This window comes from Massilia sp. CCM 8734 (genome assembly GCF_011682155.1).
Lineage (GTDB): Bacteria > Pseudomonadota > Gammaproteobacteria > Burkholderiales > Burkholderiaceae_D > Telluria_A > Telluria_A rubra.
Window position 1 is genome coordinate 1 of the sequence record NZ_WHJI01000015.1, and the last position, 16,877, is coordinate 16,877.

Here is a 16,877-nt window from a genome sequence, read left to right on the forward strand (position 1 = left end):
ACGCCGATTTCGCCACGAAATGGTGAAGGGACTGGTGTTTGGCGCGTACTTGCGTCGGCTTGATGTGCGCCGCCAGCGGCTCGACGCTCTTACGCGCGATCGGCAGCATCAGCCCTTGACAGTAGTCTTTCAGACTTGTCCTGCGATCCATATGACCCAACGCGCTGCACAGCCGCTCAAGATACATATCCAGCTCAGCCAAATTCGTCATTCCCGTCTCCTGTCGTTATGGACATTTCAACAGTATACGCACATAATTGAATTTATGACACAGTAAGACTAGCAGCCTGTCGGACTTGGGATCGTCGGCTGCAAAAATACCTGGAACGGTCCATATTTCGCCGCTTTCTCGGCCAATAGCTCGCTATTGGCACGGCGAAATCGTCAAAATCTGGCCTCGCCCAGCTATTTTTTCGCTTCGACTCCCCAAGTCCGACAGGCTGCTAGCGGTGATTTTAGCGTTTTGAGACAGCCTTGAAGGCGGGGATGCATAGCACCTTTGAGCATACGTGTTATGGATCCCCGCCGAGTGCCGCCTTGGCGCGAGGACGACGGCCTGAAGGTTCGCTGTACTAACTGGTCGCCGTATCGAGTCTGCGATTTAACTGTAATCCCGCAAATCCTCGATCACCTTGCCATCGTCAGCCAGGGTCCCCGGCGACTCGAACCGCACCTCCCCGCGCAGCTTGGTCACCTCGCGAATCGACTCCACAATCGCCGCCGCCTGCGCCGCGTCCGGCGCCGTGGCCACCTCGCAGTGCAAGGTCATCACATCGTTCGCCATCCTCCCGGTCACCACCAAACGCGCCTTCAAAATCCCCGGATGGCGCCGCACGATATTATTCACCTGCGACGGATGCACGAACATCGCGCGCACCTTGGTAGTCTGGTCGGCGCGTCCCATCCAGCCGCGAATCCGCGTGTTGGTGCGCCCGCAGCGCGACGGCGCCGCGTCCACCAGCAGCGCCGACATATCCCCGGTCGCAAAACGGATCAGCGGATAATCCGCATTGAACAAGGTCACCACGATCTCGCCGATGTCGCCCGGCGCCACCGGCTCGCCGCTGCCGGGCCGCACGATTTCGAGCACCACGTCTTCGTCCAGCACCATGCCCGGATTGAGCACGCCGCCGGTGGCGGTTTCGTACGCCATGCTGCCGATATCGGCCGACGCATAGGTCTGGAACACGTGCGGCACGCCGTTCTCGCGAAACCATGTGCGCAAGGACTCCGGCAGCGCCTCGGCGCCCATCAGCGCGCGCTGCATGCTGCTGATATCGGCCCCCATCTCGCGCGCCTTCTCGATGATGATGCGCAAAAACGACGGCGTGCCCACATACGTATCCGGACGCAGGTCGGCGATCGCCTGCACCTGCATCTCGGTCTGCCCGGCGCCGGCCGGAATCACCGCGCAGCCGATGCGCGCCGCCCCGCCTTCGACCATGAAGGCGGCCGGCGTGAAGTGATACGAAAAACAGTTCTGCAGCAGCCCGCCCGCGCGCACGCCGGCCGCGTACATCGGTCGCGCAAAGCGCCACCAGTCCTGGCCGCGCCCCTCCGGATCGAAAATCGGCCCCGGCGACACATACACGCGCGCCAGCTCGCCCACGGGCGTCACCGCCAGCCCGCCGAACGGGCGCGACGCCGTCTGCAGCGCCTTCAGGTCGGCCTTGCGCGTGATCGGCAGCGACGCCAGCGCGGCGCGGCTGTTGATGGCGGGGCTATCGACGCCGTCGAGGATGCGCGCCCAACCCGGCGCGCTGCGGGCGCGCTCGATCAGTTGCGGCAAGCGCGCCATCAGGTCGCGTTCGCGTTCCCGCGGGTCGCGCCTCTCCAATGCGTCGAGCGTGTCGACGGTATCGACGGGGCAGTCCACCTTCATGCTTCTTCTCCGATCTGGCGTTGCAGCTTGCGCGTCAGTTTTGCAAAAATCAGTTCATAGGCGCGCCGCAGCAGCGCCGCCGCTTCGGCATCGCTGAGCGCCTTAGCGTTCTCCACGTACACCCACTTCGCCCGCGCCAGGTACGGTGCCGGAATGATGCCGGGGCGGTCGGTCAGCTCCAGAAACCGCTCGTCTTCCACCTTGAAGCAGATGCCTTGGGCGGGCACCGCGTGGTCCGACATCGCGAACATTTTCTCGCCCACCGAATACACGGCCCGCGTGTCCCACTTCCGGTCTTCGGTTGCGCCGGGAAAGGTGCGGCACAGCGCCTTGGCAACTTCAAAATCCATGGTCGATCCTTCAAGCCAGCCAGCGTTTGCGGCGGCGATAAAATTTCATGTCCCTGAAGCTCTTGCGCCCGGCCCCGGACACGCCCAGATAGAATTCCTTCACATCCTCGTTGCTGGCCAGTTCCTTCGCCTCGCCTTCCATCACCACACGGCCGTTTTCGAGGATGTAGCCAAAGTCGGCGTAGCGCAGCGCCACCGTGGTGTTCTGCTCGGCCAGCAAAAACGACACGCCTTCCTTCTGATTGAGATCCTTGACGATGTCGAAGATCTCTTCGACGATCTGCGGCGCGATGCCCATCGACGGTTCATCGAGCAAAATCATGGACGGCTTGGCCATCAGCGCCCGTCCGATCGCGCACATCTGCTGTTCGCCGCCCGATGTATAGCCGGCCAGGCTGCCGCGCCGCTCTTTCAGGCGCGGAAAATACTGGTACACAGCTTCCAGCGCGGCTTTCAGTTCGGCGCGCGAGATATTGCGCGTGTAAGCGCCGGTCAGCAGGTTTTCTTCGATGGTCAGGTGGCCGAAGCAGTGACGGCCCTCCATCACCTGCGACAGGCCGCGCTTGACCAGCTCATTGGGCGTGAGATGGTCCACCCGTTCACCCTTGAACTGCACCTCGCCCTTGGTCACGTCGCCACGTTCGCCGCGCAGCAGGGTCGAAATGGTTTTCAGCGTGGTCGACTTGCCGGCGCCGTTGGCGCCCAGCAGGGCCACGATCTTGCCCTTTGGGACCTGCAGCGACACGCCCTTCAAAACCAGGATCACATGGTCGTAAATGACTTCGATGTTATTGACCGACAGGTACGGGGTGCTGGCAGCGATGCTGTTCATAGGCTCTTTGCGGTGTAAAAATCCCGCGCGCCGCTGCTCTGGCGCGCGGGCAAGGGACTGGTTTATTTCATGCAGCTAGGCGTGATCTTTTTCTCGGCGGCGTAGGCTGCCGACGACTCCTCGACCAGCTTGCGCGTGAGGGCCTTGTCGCCCACCACCCAGGTCGGCGTGATGGCGATCCACTTCTTGCCGTCCCACTGCTGCACCTTGACCGCGCCCGAACCTTCGTGGTCGTCGCAGCTGGTTTTGATGGTCGGGAACATGCCGAACGCACCCAGCGCCTTCTGGCGCGCCTCGTCCACGTTCAGGTTTTCCAGGCCCCAGCGAATCTGCTCGCCGCTCATGGTCTTGCCCTTGCCGAATTTGTCCTGCGCCACGCGGATCGCCTCCACCCACAAGATGCCCGCGGTCAGGCCGCGCATGTGGTACACCGAGCCGATACGCGCCTGGTCTGCCAGGTTGCCTTTGCCGGCCGCGTAGACCTTCTTGCGGATATCGTCGATCAGCGGGTAGTTACCCGGCGTGTTGAAGGTCATCGAGGTGTAGCCCTTGGCGGCGTCGCCCGACGGGATCATGTCTTCTTCCGAACCGGCCCACCACACGCCCAGCATTTTCTCGCGCGGGAAGCCGTTGCGCTGCGCGGTCTTGATGGCGACCGAATTCATCACGCCCCAGCCCCACAGGATCACGTGGTCCGGCTTGGCCTGGCGGATCTGCAGCCACTGCGACTGCTGTTCGCTGCCCGGCGGCGCCACCGCGATCTTGATCAACTCGAAGCCGTACTGCTTGGCCTGCGCTTCCAGTACCGGTAGCGGTTCCTTGCCGAAGGCCGAGTCGTGGTACAGGTGGACGATCTTTTTGCCTTTCAGCTTGGCGTAGCCGCCTTCCTTGTCGGCCAGGTACTTGATCATCGCCGCCGCCTGGTTCCAGTAGCTGGTAATGAGCGGGAACACGTACGGGAACACCTTGCCGTTGGCCGCGTCCGAGCGACCGTAGCCGAGGGTCGTCATCGGGATCTTGTCCTGCACCAGGCGATCGAGCACGCCGTAAGCGATGCCGGTGGAGAGCGGCTCGACCATGCTGGCGCCGCCGTTCTTGGTCTTGAGCCGTTCGTAGCACTCGATCCCGCGCGACGGGTTGTATTCGGTCTCGCATTCTTCCCACAGGATCTTGACGCCATTGACGCCGCCATTGGCGTTGACCAGGTTGAAGTAATCGATCGCGCCGCCGTAAAAGCCCGAGCCGCCGGACGCGTAAGGACCCACGCGGTAGGAGGGCAGCGCGATAAACTGGTCGGCCGCCTGCACCTGGTTGAAGGCGCCGATCAGGGTGGCGCACAGCATGATGCTCTTCATCTTATGTTTTACGTGATTCATTGTCGTCTCCGGAAGAATGCGTTAATGCGGGAACGGCCAAAGCCGCAGTTTTTCTTTACCTACCTGCCACAGGCGCGCAAGGCCATGGGGCTCCACGATCAGAAAAAAGATAATCAGCGCGCCGAACACCATCAACTCCAGGTTCGACGCCACCGAGGTTGGCAGCGAGAGGCTATGCGCCAGGATATTCAAAAAGACCGGCAGCAGCACGATGAAGGCCGCGCCAAGGAAGGAACCAAGCACCGAGCCGACCCCGCCGATGATGATCATGAACAGGATGCGGAACGACAGGTCGAGGTTGTACGCTTCCGGTTCGACCGTGCCCAGATAGGCATAGGCGTACAGCGCGCCGGCCACGCCGCAGTAGAAGGAACTGACCGCGAACGCCAGCAGCTTGGTGCGCATCGGCCGAAATCCAATCACTTCGGCCGCCACGTCCATGTCGCGCACCGCCATCCACGAGCGGCCCACGTTCGAGCGGATCATGTTCTTGGCCAGCAGCGCCATGAGCGCAACGATCGCCAGCACCAGCACGTATTTGCTGGCCGGCGTATCGAACTGGTAGCCGAAGATGACGATCTTCTGGGCCGTGATCACGCCCGAAGCGCTGCCATTGGTCAGGTAGGGGATCTTGGTCAGGCACCAGACCACGAAGAACTGGGTCGCCAGGGTCGACGCGGCCAGGTAGAAGCCGCGGATGCGCAGCGACGGCAGGCCGAAGGCGATGCCCACCATGGCCGCGCACAGGCCACCGAGCACAAAGGCGAGCAGCATCGGAATGCCGGGCAGGCGCGCGATGAAGTTAAACGAGGCGAACGCGCCGACCGCCATGAAGGCGGCGGTGCCGAGCGAGAGCTGGCCGCAATAGCCGGTGAGAATGTTCAGGCCCAGTGCGGCCAGCGAAAAGATCAGGAACGGGATCAATATCGCCGAGAGCATGTAGGGCGAGGCGAACAGCGGCACGATGCCGAGCGCCAGCAGCAGCAGGGCGCCCAGGGCGATGCGGTCCTGGCGGATCGGGAAGATCTGGCCGTCGGCTTCGTAGGTGGTCTTGAATTGTCCGGCTTCGCGGTAAAACATATCAGATTCTCCGGATGATTTTTTCGCCGAACAGGCCTTCCGGCCGCACCAGCAGGAACAGCAGGGCCAAGACGTACGGGAACCAGCCTTCGATGCCGCCGCCGACCATCGGCCCGATGTAGACCTCGGCCAGTTTTTCGGACGCGCCGATGATCAGGCCACCGACGATGGCGCCGGGGACGGAGGTAAACCCGCCCAAAATGAGTACCGGCAGCGCTTTGAGGGCGATGAAGGTCAGTGCGAACTGCACGCCGTTGCGCGCGCCCCACAACAGGCCCGCCACCAGCGCCACCAGTCCGGCCACGGACCACACTACGGCCCAGATCTGCTGCAGCGGGATGCCGACGGCGAGTGCAGCCTGGTGGTCGTCGGCCACCGCGCGCAGGGCGCGGCCGACTTTGGTTTTCGAGAACAGCAGGGCGAGCGCGGTGACCAGCAGCGCGCAGATGGCAGCGGCGGTGACGTCGAACTGGGAGACGATGATGTTGTAGTTGTCGAGCAGGTAGGGAATCGGCACGTCTTCGATCGGCAGGTCCAGCTTGTGCACCTGCGAGCCCCACAGCAGCTGCGCCAGGCCTTCGATGAAGAAAGCAAGGCCGATGGTGGCCATGAAGAGGGTGATTTCGGGCTGGTTGACCAGCGGGCGCAGGACCACCCGTTCGATGGCCAGGCCGAGCGCGATCATGACGACGATGGTCATCGGGATGGCGAGCCAGATCGAGACGCCGAACTTGTCGATGATGCCGACGCAGGTGAGGGCGGCGAAGAACACCATCGCGCCCTGGGCGAAGTTGAACACGCCGGAAGCTTTGTAGATCAGCACGAAACCGATGGCCACCAGCGCGTACATGACGCCGGAGAGCAGGCCGCCGATGAGGACTTCAAAGAAAAAATTCATGGTGCGTCCCTAAAGAAGAACTCGTCGTTCCCACGCAGGCCCCGTAGGCCACCGACCGCAGAACCGTCGTTCCCGCGCAGGCGGGAACCCAAGTTCGTAGATACGCCATTGGCTGCGGCAAAAAATTGGGTTCCCGCCTGCGCGGGAACGACAGTCAGGTGCGGCCTCAATGCGCTACTCCCAGATACGCATTAATCACGTTTTGATTGCTGCGCACTTCATTGGGCGTGCCGTCCCCGATCTTCTTGCCGTAATCGAGCACCACCACCCGATCCGAAATATCCATCACCACGCCCATGTCGTGCTCGATCAGAACGATGGTGGTCCCGAACTGGTCGTTCACATCGAGGATGAACCTGCACATGTCCTGCTTCTCTTCCACGTTCATCCCCGCCATCGGCTCGTCGAGCAGCAAAATATCGGGTTCGGCGGCCAGCGCCCGTCCCAGCTCCACGCGCTTTTGCAGCCCGTACGGCAGCCGTCCCACCGGCGTCTTGCGGATCGCCTGGATCTCCAGGAAGTCGATGATCTCTTCCGCCTTTTCGCGGTGCGCAATCTCCTCGCGCCGCGCCGGACCCCAGTACAAGGCCTGCATCAAAAAATTCGACTTCATCTTCAGGTTACGGCCGGTCATGATGTTGTCCAGCACCGTCATCCCCTTGAACAGCGCGATGTTCTGGAACGTGCGTGCAATGCCCGCCTTGGCCGCGCTGTAGCAGTCCATGTTCTTGCGGTGCTCCCCGCGCAGCACGATCTCCCCTTGCTGCGGGCGGTACACGCCGTTGATCACGTTCAGCATCGAGCTCTTGCCCGCACCATTCGGACCGATGATCGCGCGGATTTCGTGCTGCCTGACGTTGAACGAAATATCGGTCAGCGCCTTGACCCCGCCGAACGACAGCGAGATATTGTTCAGGTCAAGGATCACCGGCCCGATCTTGCGCGTCGAGCCCTGCGTCGCTGGATCATTCATCGCTGGTTCATTCTTCGCCGGTTCATTGGGTTCGTTCATGTTCATCGCGACGCGCTCCTCACGCAGCCTTCTCCAAAACGGGGTAGGTAGTGGCCCCGCAGATGCGCAAATCGGCGCTGGCCAATCCCACGCGGCCATCTTCGAACTTGACCTGGGTGCTGATGAACTGACTGGCCTTGTCGGTGTACAGCGCCTCGATCAGCACCGCGTATTTGTCGGCGATGAATTTGCGCCGCACCTTGCGCGTGCGCGTCAGTTCATCGTCGTCCGGGTCGAGTTCTTTGTGCAAGATCAGGAAGCGGTGGATCTGGGTCGCGCCCATCAGCTCCTCGACAGCCAGGTCGGCGTTGACCTTCTCCACGCAGTCGCGTATCAGGTCGTAGGTGGTGCCGTGCGCAGCCAGGTCGGTGTAGCCGGCGTAGGCGATATTGCGCCGCTCGGCCCAGTTCCCGACCGCTTCCATGTCGATATTGATGAACGCGCATACCTGCTTGCGCGCGTTCCCGAACGCGACCGCCTCTTTGATAAACGGGAAGAATTTGAGCTTGTTCTCGATGTAGTTCGGCGCGAAGATCGCGCCGCAGTCCATCTTGCCCACGTCGGCTGCGCGGTCGATGATTTTCAGGTGGCCTTCGCTGTCGAAAATGCCGGCGTCGCCCGTATGAAAGTAGCCGTCGGCGTCGATGACCTCAAGCGTGGCGTCGGCGCGCTTGAAGTAGCCCGCCATCGTGGCGATGGACTTGACCAGCACTTCGCCGCTGGCGGCAATCTTGACCTCGACGCCGGGCGCCGGCAGGCCGACGCTGTCGAATTTGATGTTCCCGTCCGGTTGCAGGCACACGTAGGCGCAGGTTTCGGTGGAGCCGTACAGCTGCTTGAGGTTGACGCCGATCGAGCGGTAGAAGCGGAACAGATCCGGTCCGATCGCTGCGCCGGCGGTGTACGCCACGCGCACGCGCGACAAGCCAAGCACGTTCTTGAGCGGTCCGTACACCAGCAGGCTGCCCAGCGCATAGGCGGCGCGGTCCGCGCTTGACACCGGCTTGCCATCCAAAATATCGGCGCCGCAGCGCTTGGCCACGTCCATGAAGTGGTGGAACATCTTGCGCTTGATGGCGCCGGCGTCTTCCATCCGGATCATGACGGTGGTGAGCATGTTCTCGAACACGCGCGGCGGCGCAAAATAGTAGGTCGGCCCGATCTCGCGCAGGTCGGTCAGCACCGTGTCGCCCGACTCCGGGCAGTTGACCGTAAAACCGGCCACCATGGCCTGCGCCAGCGAGAACAGGCAGTCGCCCACCCACGCCATCGGCAGGTAGGAGAGAATGTCTTCGTGGTCGGTGAGTTTATCGAAACCGACCCCGCCCACGCCGGCCGCCATCAGCGCCGCATGCGACTGGCATACGCCCTTCGGTTTGCCGGTGGTGCCGGAGGTGTACAGGATGATTGCTATGTCGCCGCCGCCGCCGGCCGCCACGGCCGCGTCGAACGCGCCGGGATGGGCTTTGTCCCACGCGCGGCCGAGCACCTGCAGCGCCGCGAACGAGGTCAGGCCGGCCTGCTTGTAGTGGCGCATGCCGCGTTCGTCATCAAAAGCGATGTGGCGCACCTGCGGGCACAGGGCCTGCAATTCGAGCAGCTTGTCGACCTGTTCCTGGTCTTCGACGATGGCAAAGCATATTTCAGCGTCGTTCAATACGTAGGCCATGTCGGCCGCCGGCGCATCCTGGTACAGCGGCACCGGCACGCCGCCAAAGGCTTGCGCGGCCAGCATGGCCCAGTACAGGCGCGGGCGGTTGTCGCCGATGATGGCCAGGTTCATTCCGCGCGTGAAACCGAGCGAGGCCAGGCCGCAGGCCAGCGCGCGCACCTCGGCGTTGACCTCCAGCCAGCTCCAGGTCTGCCAGATGCCCAGGTGCTTTTCGCGAAAGGCGGGGCGCTGCGGGCGTTGCTGTCCGTGCGCCAGCAGGCGCCGTGGAAAAGTCTGCAATTGCGAGCCATCGAATGTCTGCACCAGCGTCCCCTTTTGTTTGTCCGGCCCCCCTCCGCAACGGCAAATGCGGGGTGGCGCGCTTTTTGTGTGATGATATTAGCTCGCGTTGGACAAGGAGGTTGTCTTTTGGATGACAATTGCGCCTCAAATTCGCGACTTTCGATGCTGCGATGCACAATGACAAACCAGACACAGACATTAATAGATCACTTGCGCTCAACCATCTGGGCGCGCACCCTCACGCCCGCCGAGATGATCCGGGTGGAGGCCGACTGCTTCGAACAGTTCGTGCCCAAGGGCGGCTTTGTATGCCGCAAGGGTGAGCCGCTGGAAAACTGGGTCGGGATCATCGACGGCCTAGTCAAGATCAACAACTTTTCGCCGTCCGGGAAAAACGTCACTTTCGCCGGCGTGCCGACCGGCGGCTGGTTCGGCGAAGGCTCGCTGCTCAAGGACCAGACCCGCAAATACGATGTGATGGCGCTGCGCGACACCCGCGTGGCGCGCATGCCGCGCGAAACGTTCGAGTGGCTGCTGGAAGTGAGCCTGCCGTTTACCCGCTTTTTGCTGATGCAGCTCAACGAGCGCCTGGGCCAGTTCATCGGCCTGGTCGAAAACGACCGCATGCTCGACATCGACACCCGCGTGGCGCGCTGCCTGGCCGCCATGTTCAACTCGCATTTGTATCCGGGGCTGGAAAAGCTGGTGCAGATTTCGCAGGAAGAAATCGGCTACCTGTCGGGCGCTTCGCGCCAGCGCGCCAACCAGGCCTTGCAACTGCTGGAGAAGGAAGGCCTGGTACGGCTCGACTACGGCGGCATCCGCGTGCTCGACCTGGAAGGGCTGCGCCACTTCCAGGCGTGACCCCCGCGTTCGCGCCACGGCCGGGCGCGATAGAGGTATCATAAGACCCAATGACACCACCCGATTCAACGCTGCCCATGCCTACATCCACCGCGCGCGACGAGCGCCTCGCGCAGCTGCGCGCCGCCATGCGGCTCGCCCGCGTCGACGCCTGCGTCATCCCTTCGTCCGATCCGCACCTGTCCGAATACCTGCCCGGCCGCTGGCAGGGGCGCGAATGGCTGACCGGTTTCACCGGCTCGGTGGGCACCTTCATCGCCACCGCCGACTTTGCCGGCTGCTGGACCGATGCCCGCTACTGGACCCAGGCCGAGACCGAACTGGCCGGCAGCGACGTGCAACTGATGAAAATCCCGTCCGGCGCCAGCCTGCTGCACATCGACTGGCTGGCCGCCAACCTGGCTGCGGGCCAGACGGTGGCGGTGGACGCGCGCGTGCTCGGCCTGTCCAGCGCGCGCCTGCTGGCGGACGCCTTGAAAGCGCGCGGCGTCCATCTGCGCACCGATATCGACCTGCTGGACGCCGTCTGGAGCGAGCGCCCGGCGCTGCCGCCCGCACCGGTGTTCGAGCACGCCGCGCCGTTCGCGTCCCTAAGTCGCGCCGACAAACTGGCCGCCATCCGCGCCGCCATGGCTACACTGGGCGCGAACCGCCACTTCATCTCGACTCTCGACGACATCGCCTGGCTGTTCAACCTGCGCGGCGCCGACGTAAGCTACAACCCGGTCTTCCTGGCGCATGCGCTGCTGACAACCGATAGCGCGACCCTGTTTGTGGCCGAAGCCAAGGTCCCGGCCGACCTGCGTGCGCGCCTCTTGCAAGATGGCGTGACCCTCGCCCCGTACGAAGACGCCGCCGCCGCCCTGGCCGCGCTGCCGCCAGGTGCAACGCTGCTGATCGACCCGCGCCGCATCACCGCCGGCATGCGCGAGGCTATCGCAGCGGGCGTCAACGTGATCGAAGCGGTCAATCCGAGCACCTTCGCCAAGTCCAGAAAATCCGCGCTTGACGCAGCCCACGTGCGCGCCACCATGGAGCACGATGGCGCCGCCCTGTGCGAATTTTTCGCCTGGCTGGAGGCCGAACTGGCCAACCCGGCGCGCGCGCCGTTGACCGAAGTGGCGATCGATCGCCAGATCACGGCCGCGCGCACACGCCGGCCCGGTTTCGTGAGCCCCAGTTTCGGCACCATCGCCGGTTTTAACGCCAACGGCGCCATCATCCACTACCGCGCCAGCGAGGCCGCGCACGCCGTCATCGAAGGCGACGGCCTGCTGCTGATCGACTCCGGCGGCCAGTACCTGGGCGGCACCACCGACATCACCCGCGTGGTGCCGGTCGGCGCCACCAGCGAGGCGCAGCGGCGCGACTTTACCCTGGTGCTTCAGGGCGTGATCGCGCTGTCGTCGGCGCGCTTCCCGCGCGGCACCCGCTCGCCGATGCTCGATGCGCTGGCGCGCGCCCCGATCTGGGCCGCCGGCATCGATTACGGCCACGGCACCGGCCACGGCGTCGGTTTCTTTTTGAATGTACACGAAGGGCCGCAGTCGATTTCGGCAAGCGCCATGCCGGAGCCGCACACCGCCATGGAAGAAGGCATGATCACCTCGGTCGAACCGGGCATCTACCGGCCCGGCCGCTGGGGCATCCGCATCGAAAACCTGGTTCTCAACGTGGTGCTTGATGCGACCGAATTCGGCCACTGGCTGCGCTTCGAAACCTTGACCTTATGCCCGATCGACACGCGCTGCCTGCACCTGCCGCTGCTGCGCGCCGACGACATCGCCTGGATCAACGACTACCACGCCACCGTACGCGCGCGCCTCGCGCCGCATGTCAGCGGCCCGGCCGCCGCCTGGCTTCAACTACGCACACAGGAGATCTGATGTCGACCGCACGTTCAACCCGCGCCAGCGCCGCCGTCGACCGCCTCAAGGTCCGCAGCGGCAACGCCGGCTATTCCATGGCCCGCACCGGCGACGGCCTGTTCTTCCTGTCCGAAGCGCCGGGCGAGCCGCCCCTGTGCGCGCCGCTCGAACTTGATGAGTTTGTCGCCTTCGTCAACAAGCTCGGACCGCAGGTGGCGCGGCGCGTCAGCAAGCTCGATGTCGCCTTCGAAAAGCAGCTGGTGAAGAAGAAGCCCGCACCATAATGTAGTTCCGCACAAGGACAGCGCATGCCCACCATGGAATTACTGTCGGCCTACTGGTCGAAACCCGAAATCGCCACCAATGGGCTGATCCTGCTCAATTTGCTCGGCGCGCTGATACTCGGCCTATTGGTCGGCTACGAACGCTCATACCACGGGCGCGCGGCCGGCATGCGCACCTATGGCCTGGTGTGCATGGCCTCGGCCGCGCTGACCATTGTGGGCGGCTATCCGGGCTTCTGGTTCGGCGGCCATGGCGCCTCGCTGCTGGCCGCGGTCGACCCCACGCGCGTCATCCAGGGCATCGTCACCGGCATCGGTTTTTTGGGCGCGGGCGTGATCATGCGCGAAGGGTTCAATATCAGCGGCCTGACCACGGCGGCATCGATCTGGACCTCGTCGGTGATCGGCATCCTGGTCGGCGTCGGCTTTTATCTGGCGGCGATGGGGCTGGCCTTCTTTTCGGCGATGATCATGATTTACCTGTCCAAGGTCGAAGCATGGCTGCCCTCGCGCCACGCGGTGGCGGTGATGATGCGCTTCAAGCGCGACTTCGTGCCGCGCGAAGATGCGCTGCGCCGCATTGCGCTGGCGCGCGGCTACGCTATCGCCGGCGGCTCGCTCACCATCGGCAGCGAGAACAATATGCAGGAATGGCGTTTCGTGGCGCTGGCGCTGTCCAAAAAGAGCGGTGCGCCGCTGTCCGACCTGGCGGCCGAACTGGCGCAATTTAACGGCATCGACAGTTTTCAAATCTCCCATGCCCGTAACTAGCCAAGGAGCTGCCATGAAGGCACAAGACGTACTTGATTTCTGGTTCCTGCCCGCCGGCGCCGAAGGCCACGGCCAAGCGCGCGACGCCTGGTTTCGCAAGAGCGACGCTTTCGACGCCGAGGTGGCCGAGCGCTTCGGCCCCCTGCTCGAACACGCGCTCGCCGGTGGACTGCGCGAGTGGGACGACGAAGGCCCCCAAGGCGCGCTGGCGCGCATCGTGCTGCTCGACCAGCTCACGCGCAACGCCTGGCGCGGCCAGCCGGCGTCGTTTTCTGGCGACGCGCTGGCGCTGGCGGCGGCCATGCGCCTGGTCGAGAGCGGCGCCGACAAAACGCTCACGCCGGTGCAGCGCTGGTTCGCTTACATGCCCTTCGAGCACGCCGAGGATGCCCGCATGCAGGGGCGCGCGGTGGAACTGTTCTCCGACCTGGCGCAGTACGGCAAGGCCTTCGAAGGCGCGCTCGATTATGCGCACCGCCACCGTGGCGTGATCGCGCGCTTCGGCCGCTTCCCGCACCGTAACGCGATCCTGGGACGCGCCTCGACGCTTGACGAAATCGAATTCCTCAAGCAGCCGGGATCGGGCTTCTAGGTGGCGCGCACGCTCAATATCGTCGGCGCCGGCCATGTGGGGCGCGTGCTGGGGCGCCTGTTCGCCGCCGCTGGCGCATTTGCGGTGGGCGATGTGCTGACCCGCTCGCACGCGGGCGCGCTCGACGCCGTCGGCTTCATCGGGGCCGGGCGCGCGGTGTCGGCCATGGACCAGATGCGCAGCGCCGACGTGTGGATGCTGGCCGTCGGCGACGACCAGATCGGCGCCGTGTGCGCGCAACTGGCGCTCTGTCATCCATTACAGGGCGCCATCGTGTTCCATTGCAGCGGCGCCAAGTCGTCGGCGCAGCTGGCGCCGGCCACGCAGGCCGGGGCGCTGGCGGCGAGCGTGCATCCGATCCGCAGCTTTGCCGATCCGGCACAGGTGGCGCAGCACTTCGGCGGCACTTTTTGCGGGGTCGAGGGCGATGCCGGGGCGCTCGCCGTGCTCACGCCGGCCTTGCAAGCGATCGGCGCGCAGCCGGTGGCGATCGACGCGCAAGCAAAAACCGTGTACCACGCGGCCTCGGTGTTCGCTTCGAATTACCTGGTGACGGTGCTCGACGCCGCGCTGCGCGCCTACCAGGCGGCGGGCGTGCCGGAACCGGTGGCGCGCGCGCTGGCGCAGCCGCTGGCGGCGGAAAGCATGGCCAATGTGTTCCGCCTGGGCGCGCCGGCGGCGCTGAGCGGGCCGATTGCGCGCGGCGACATGGATACCGTGGCGCGCCAGCAGGCGGCGCTGGAGGCGTGGGACGAGCCGACCGGGGCGCTGTACGCGGCGCTGGTGCCGCCGACGCAGGCTCTGGCGCGGCGCAAGGCGCGCGGCTAAGGAGCACGGTTCACGCTTATGCAACGCGGCTGATGCATTAATGCGAAAAGATGCAACCATGCATCGACAAACGCAAAAAATCGCAATAAGCTAAGTAAGTGTGCAGAAATTATTGTCACTTATAGCGAACAGAAGCGGATGCCTTGCAAGGCGCACGCCGCGCAGACTCCTAGCAGCCTGTCGGACTTGGGGAGTCGAAGCGAAAAAATAGCTGGGCGAGGCCAGATTTTGACGATTTCGCAGTGCCAATAGCGAGCTATTGGCCGAGAAAGCGGCGAAATAGGGACCGTCCCAGGTATTTTTGCAGCCGACGATCCCAAGTCCGACAGGCTGCTAGCGGTGGGCAACGCAGCAAGGCGCCGCTTATGGAAGCTAGAAATGACAAGAATTTATGCGCACTTACTTAGACCGTTACGGTGATGTTGCGGGAGACTTGCCAAAACGGCAGGGATCGCCATGCCGCTGCTTACGTCGACCAGGGAGACCAGCATGCTATTTTTGAAAAGTACGTCTGTCACAAAGGCGCCCGGCATTTATGAAGTCGACATCGCCGCCAAGCCGCCCGGCAAGACCTTCGGCGTATTCATCGCCACCGACCCCGACAATCCCCCGAATTCGATTCTCGCCGGCCTGACCGAGCTGGGCTTCCAGAACACCCACAGCGAGGCCTACACCCACAAGGATCGCGGCAAGGTGCTCGACCTGCACTTTCAAAAAGATGGCACCGACATCTTCAAAGGCTGGAAAACCGAAGAGTGCGAGGAGAACCTGAAAGCCATTGATACCTTGTTCGGCAACGTCGGCATCAGCGTCACGCCGCGCGTGATGTCGCTGGCCGAAGCGTATTCCTGAGCCGACCTAGCCGGCCACCTCGATGTGATACAGGGCCCACGGACAGGCGCCGAAGCGTTCGGCCAGCGGCCGCGCCGCCATGTCCGCAAAGCGGTCCGCATCGTACACCGCCCATAGCGGCCCCAGTCCGCCCAGCGCCATCGGTTTGCCGTCCAGATGGGTGGCGACAATGAAGCGCTGCGCGCGCGCCTGCGCCACCGGCAGCGCCACCGCATAGCCATCGACCGCGCGCAGCAGCAGTTTGCCGTCCTCGCGCGGGCGCGTGCCGGAGAGCGCCACCACATCGAGCAGCACCGGCCCGCGCAGCGTGTGCGGCCTGGCGTCGTATTCCAGGGTAGGGCGGATGCTCAGCGCGGGCAGCGCCAGCAGGGCGCCGAAGTCGATGCCGAAGGCTTTGTCGAAGCTGAGCTTTTGTTTGTGCATCATCTGGTCGAGCACCGGGTCGAACGGGCCGCGGTTGCTGTGCGCCAGCGCCCCGGTCAGGGTCAGCAGGGCCGGTCCGGCTGCGCGCCCGGCATTCGCGCCGCTGGCTGCGCCCGGCAGGGCGGCCGCGCTCAGGGCCGCGCCCAGGAAGTGGCGTTTTTTCATGCGAAAATAGCTCCGTCGTTAAGTACCCACAGTGTCTTCCTGCCATCATACCGCCCCCATGGACCTGTTTCAAGAAAGCCTGCTCACGCCGTTCCCGCTCGACGACGGCACCTTGTCGGTGCTGACGCAACTGCCCTTGCGCCTGCCTAACGCCGAGGTGCTGGCGCGCCTGGTTGCCGATACCGACTGGCGCGCCGAGTCGATCACCCTGTGGGGCAAACAGCACCTTCAGCCGCGCCTGACCGCCTGGCATGGCGAGGCGGCCTACACCTATTCCGGCCTGCGCCTCGCACCGCTGCCGTTGACGCCGCTGCTGCTGGAACTCAAGCATGCCGTCGAGGCCGCCTGCGGGCACCGCTTCAATAGTGTGTTGCTCAATTACTACCGCAACGAACGCGACAGCATGGGCATGCACAGCGACGACGAACCCGAGCTCGGAGCGCAGCCGGTGATCGCTTCGCTCAGTTTCGGCGCGTCCAGAACCTTCATCCTGCGCCATAAAGGGACGAAACAGACACTTAAACTAGGCTTAAATGACGGTACTCTAATAGTGATGTCAGGAAACACTCAAACGTACTGGCAGCATGGAATCAACAAGTCAACGCGCACGATTGGGCCGCGAGTGAACCTAACTTTCCGCTACATCTATTAATTTTCGCTTAACGTGCGCTAACTGAAAAATATATATAGATGAACCCCCGGTCAGTTATTTGCCGCGAGGGTGATTTTTCTCGTTACATCTGCTTACAAGTCTTACGGAATGGGACTTCATGCGTCCTTTCGCTGGTGCTATCTTGATTACCTCGCAATTCATTGGGAATTGCGGAACAGACTGTTTCACACAAA

General features: G+C 63.6%; 18 protein-coding genes. 8 read left to right on the forward strand and 10 right to left on the reverse strand.

Going from position 1 to position 16,877, the window contains the following annotated elements; all coding sequences use genetic code 11:
• The 9 genes from F2P46_RS15510 to F2P46_RS15550 all read right to left on the reverse strand — a co-directional run.
• Positions 1 to 211 (reverse strand): transposase (locus F2P46_RS15510; protein WP_166891246.1); only part of this gene is annotated, 211 nt, incomplete at its 3' end.
• 390 nt (positions 212 to 601) lie between these two features.
• On the reverse strand, positions 602 to 1,882 hold the full coding sequence (locus tag F2P46_RS15515) for an AMP-binding protein (protein ID WP_166891248.1): 1,281 nt from the start codon (positions 1,880 to 1,882) through the stop codon (positions 602 to 604).
• On the reverse strand, positions 1,879 to 2,232 hold the full coding sequence (locus F2P46_RS15520) for an MmcQ/YjbR family DNA-binding protein (RefSeq protein ID WP_166891250.1): 354 nt from the start codon (positions 2,230 to 2,232) through the stop codon (positions 1,879 to 1,881). The genes F2P46_RS15515 and F2P46_RS15520 overlap by 4 nt, the downstream gene beginning before the upstream one ends.
• Positions 2,233 to 2,242: 10 nt before the next feature.
• Positions 2,243 to 3,064: an ABC transporter ATP-binding protein gene (locus F2P46_RS15525; protein ID WP_166891252.1), complete on the reverse strand. Its 822-nt coding sequence runs from the start codon at positions 3,062 to 3,064 to the stop codon at positions 2,243 to 2,245.
• Between the two features lie 62 nt (positions 3,065 to 3,126).
• Positions 3,127 to 4,419 carry an ABC transporter substrate-binding protein gene (locus F2P46_RS15530; protein ID WP_166891580.1) on the reverse strand — a complete coding sequence of 431 codons (1,293 nt, stop codon included), beginning with the start codon at positions 4,417 to 4,419 and terminating at the stop codon, positions 3,127 to 3,129.
• A gap of 42 nt (positions 4,420 to 4,461) precedes the next feature.
• A complete protein-coding gene (locus F2P46_RS15535) occupies positions 4,462 to 5,520 on the reverse strand; it encodes a branched-chain amino acid ABC transporter permease (protein WP_166891254.1) in 1,059 nt (352 codons plus the stop codon).
• A gap of 1 nt (position 5,521) precedes the next feature.
• Positions 5,522 to 6,418, reverse strand: coding sequence for a branched-chain amino acid ABC transporter permease (locus tag F2P46_RS15540; protein ID WP_166891256.1), 897 nt, complete (start codon positions 6,416 to 6,418; stop codon positions 5,522 to 5,524).
• 166 nt (positions 6,419 to 6,584) lie between these two features.
• Positions 6,585 to 7,391, reverse strand: a complete 807-nt coding sequence (locus F2P46_RS15545; protein ID WP_166891258.1) for an ABC transporter ATP-binding protein — start codon at positions 7,389 to 7,391, stop codon at positions 6,585 to 6,587.
• A gap of 58 nt (positions 7,392 to 7,449) precedes the next feature.
• Positions 7,450 to 9,408: an AMP-binding protein gene (locus F2P46_RS15550; RefSeq protein WP_208296643.1), complete on the reverse strand. Its 1,959-nt coding sequence runs from the start codon at positions 9,406 to 9,408 to the stop codon at positions 7,450 to 7,452.
• A 228-nt stretch (positions 9,409 to 9,636) separates the two neighbouring features.
• On the opposite strand from F2P46_RS15550, the gene F2P46_RS15555 reads away from it, so the two are divergent.
• The 7 genes from F2P46_RS15555 (at position 9,637) to F2P46_RS15585 (ending at position 15,443) form a co-directional block, all read left to right on the forward strand.
• Positions 9,637 to 10,248, forward strand: a complete 612-nt coding sequence (locus tag F2P46_RS15555) for a Crp/Fnr family transcriptional regulator (RefSeq protein WP_229509315.1) — start codon at positions 9,637 to 9,639, stop codon at positions 10,246 to 10,248.
• Positions 10,249 to 10,325: 77 nt separating this feature from the next.
• Positions 10,326 to 12,134 carry an aminopeptidase P family protein gene (locus tag F2P46_RS15560; RefSeq protein WP_208296640.1) on the forward strand — a complete coding sequence of 603 codons (1,809 nt, stop codon included), beginning with the start codon at positions 10,326 to 10,328 and terminating at the stop codon, positions 12,132 to 12,134.
• The gene (locus F2P46_RS15565; RefSeq protein ID WP_166891263.1) at positions 12,134 to 12,400 is read left to right on the forward strand and encodes a hypothetical protein; all 267 of its coding nucleotides are present in this window, start codon (positions 12,134 to 12,136) and stop codon (positions 12,398 to 12,400) included. The genes F2P46_RS15560 and F2P46_RS15565 overlap by 1 nt, the downstream gene beginning before the upstream one ends.
• Before the next feature lie 24 nt (positions 12,401 to 12,424).
• Positions 12,425 to 13,171: an MgtC/SapB family protein gene (locus F2P46_RS15570; RefSeq protein ID WP_166891265.1), complete on the forward strand. Its 747-nt coding sequence runs from the start codon at positions 12,425 to 12,427 to the stop codon at positions 13,169 to 13,171.
• Between the two features lie 13 nt (positions 13,172 to 13,184).
• On the forward strand, positions 13,185 to 13,763 hold the full coding sequence (locus F2P46_RS15575; RefSeq protein WP_166891267.1) for a DUF924 family protein: 579 nt from the start codon (positions 13,185 to 13,187) through the stop codon (positions 13,761 to 13,763).
• A complete protein-coding gene (locus F2P46_RS15580; protein WP_166891269.1) occupies positions 13,764 to 14,591 on the forward strand; it encodes a Rossmann-like and DUF2520 domain-containing protein in 828 nt (275 codons plus the stop codon).
• Positions 14,592 to 15,080: 489 nt separating this feature from the next.
• Positions 15,081 to 15,443 carry a hypothetical protein gene (locus tag F2P46_RS15585; RefSeq protein ID WP_166891271.1) on the forward strand — a complete coding sequence of 121 codons (363 nt, stop codon included), beginning with the start codon at positions 15,081 to 15,083 and terminating at the stop codon, positions 15,441 to 15,443.
• Between the two features lie 6 nt (positions 15,444 to 15,449).
• Here the strand turns inward: F2P46_RS15585 and F2P46_RS15590 are convergent, their stop codons facing one another.
• Positions 15,450 to 16,031 carry a molybdopterin-dependent oxidoreductase gene (locus F2P46_RS15590; RefSeq protein WP_166891272.1) on the reverse strand — a complete coding sequence of 194 codons (582 nt, stop codon included), beginning with the start codon at positions 16,029 to 16,031 and terminating at the stop codon, positions 15,450 to 15,452.
• 58 nt (positions 16,032 to 16,089) lie between these two features.
• Between F2P46_RS15590 and F2P46_RS15595 the strand changes: the two genes are divergently transcribed.
• Entirely contained in the window at positions 16,090 to 16,683 is a 594-nt protein-coding gene (locus F2P46_RS15595; protein ID WP_166891274.1) for an alpha-ketoglutarate-dependent dioxygenase AlkB, read from the forward strand.
• Positions 16,684 to 16,877: the final 194 nt, after the last annotated feature.

Coding starts and splice junctions, on each gene's coding strand:
- F2P46_RS15515 (WP_166891248.1), bottom strand. CDS start 1,882: ATGAAGGTGGACTGCCCCGTCGATACCGTCGACACGCTCGACGCATTG.
- F2P46_RS15520 (WP_166891250.1), bottom strand. CDS start 2,232: ATGGATTTTGAAGTTGCCAAGGCGCTGTGCCGCACCTTTCCCGGCGCA.
- F2P46_RS15525 (WP_166891252.1), bottom strand. CDS start 3,064: ATGAACAGCATCGCTGCCAGCACCCCGTACCTGTCGGTCAATAACATC.
- F2P46_RS15530 (WP_166891580.1), bottom strand. CDS start 4,419: ATGAAGAGCATCATGCTGTGCGCCACCCTGATCGGCGCCTTCAACCAG.
- F2P46_RS15535 (WP_166891254.1), bottom strand. CDS start 5,520: ATGTTTTACCGCGAAGCCGGACAATTCAAGACCACCTACGAAGCCGAC.
- F2P46_RS15540 (WP_166891256.1), bottom strand. CDS start 6,418: ATGAATTTTTTCTTTGAAGTCCTCATCGGCGGCCTGCTCTCCGGCGTC.
- F2P46_RS15545 (WP_166891258.1), bottom strand. CDS start 7,391: ATGAATGATCCAGCGACGCAGGGCTCGACGCGCAAGATCGGGCCGGTG.
- F2P46_RS15555 (WP_229509315.1), top strand. CDS start 9,637: ATGATCCGGGTGGAGGCCGACTGCTTCGAACAGTTCGTGCCCAAGGGC.
- F2P46_RS15560 (WP_208296640.1), top strand. CDS start 10,326: ATGCCTACATCCACCGCGCGCGACGAGCGCCTCGCGCAGCTGCGCGCC.
- F2P46_RS15565 (WP_166891263.1), top strand. CDS start 12,134: ATGTCGACCGCACGTTCAACCCGCGCCAGCGCCGCCGTCGACCGCCTC.
- F2P46_RS15570 (WP_166891265.1), top strand. CDS start 12,425: ATGCCCACCATGGAATTACTGTCGGCCTACTGGTCGAAACCCGAAATC.
- F2P46_RS15575 (WP_166891267.1), top strand. CDS start 13,185: ATGAAGGCACAAGACGTACTTGATTTCTGGTTCCTGCCCGCCGGCGCC.
- F2P46_RS15585 (WP_166891271.1), top strand. CDS start 15,081: ATGCTATTTTTGAAAAGTACGTCTGTCACAAAGGCGCCCGGCATTTAT.
- F2P46_RS15590 (WP_166891272.1), bottom strand. CDS start 16,031: ATGAAAAAACGCCACTTCCTGGGCGCGGCCCTGAGCGCGGCCGCCCTG.
- F2P46_RS15595 (WP_166891274.1), top strand. CDS start 16,090: ATGGACCTGTTTCAAGAAAGCCTGCTCACGCCGTTCCCGCTCGACGAC.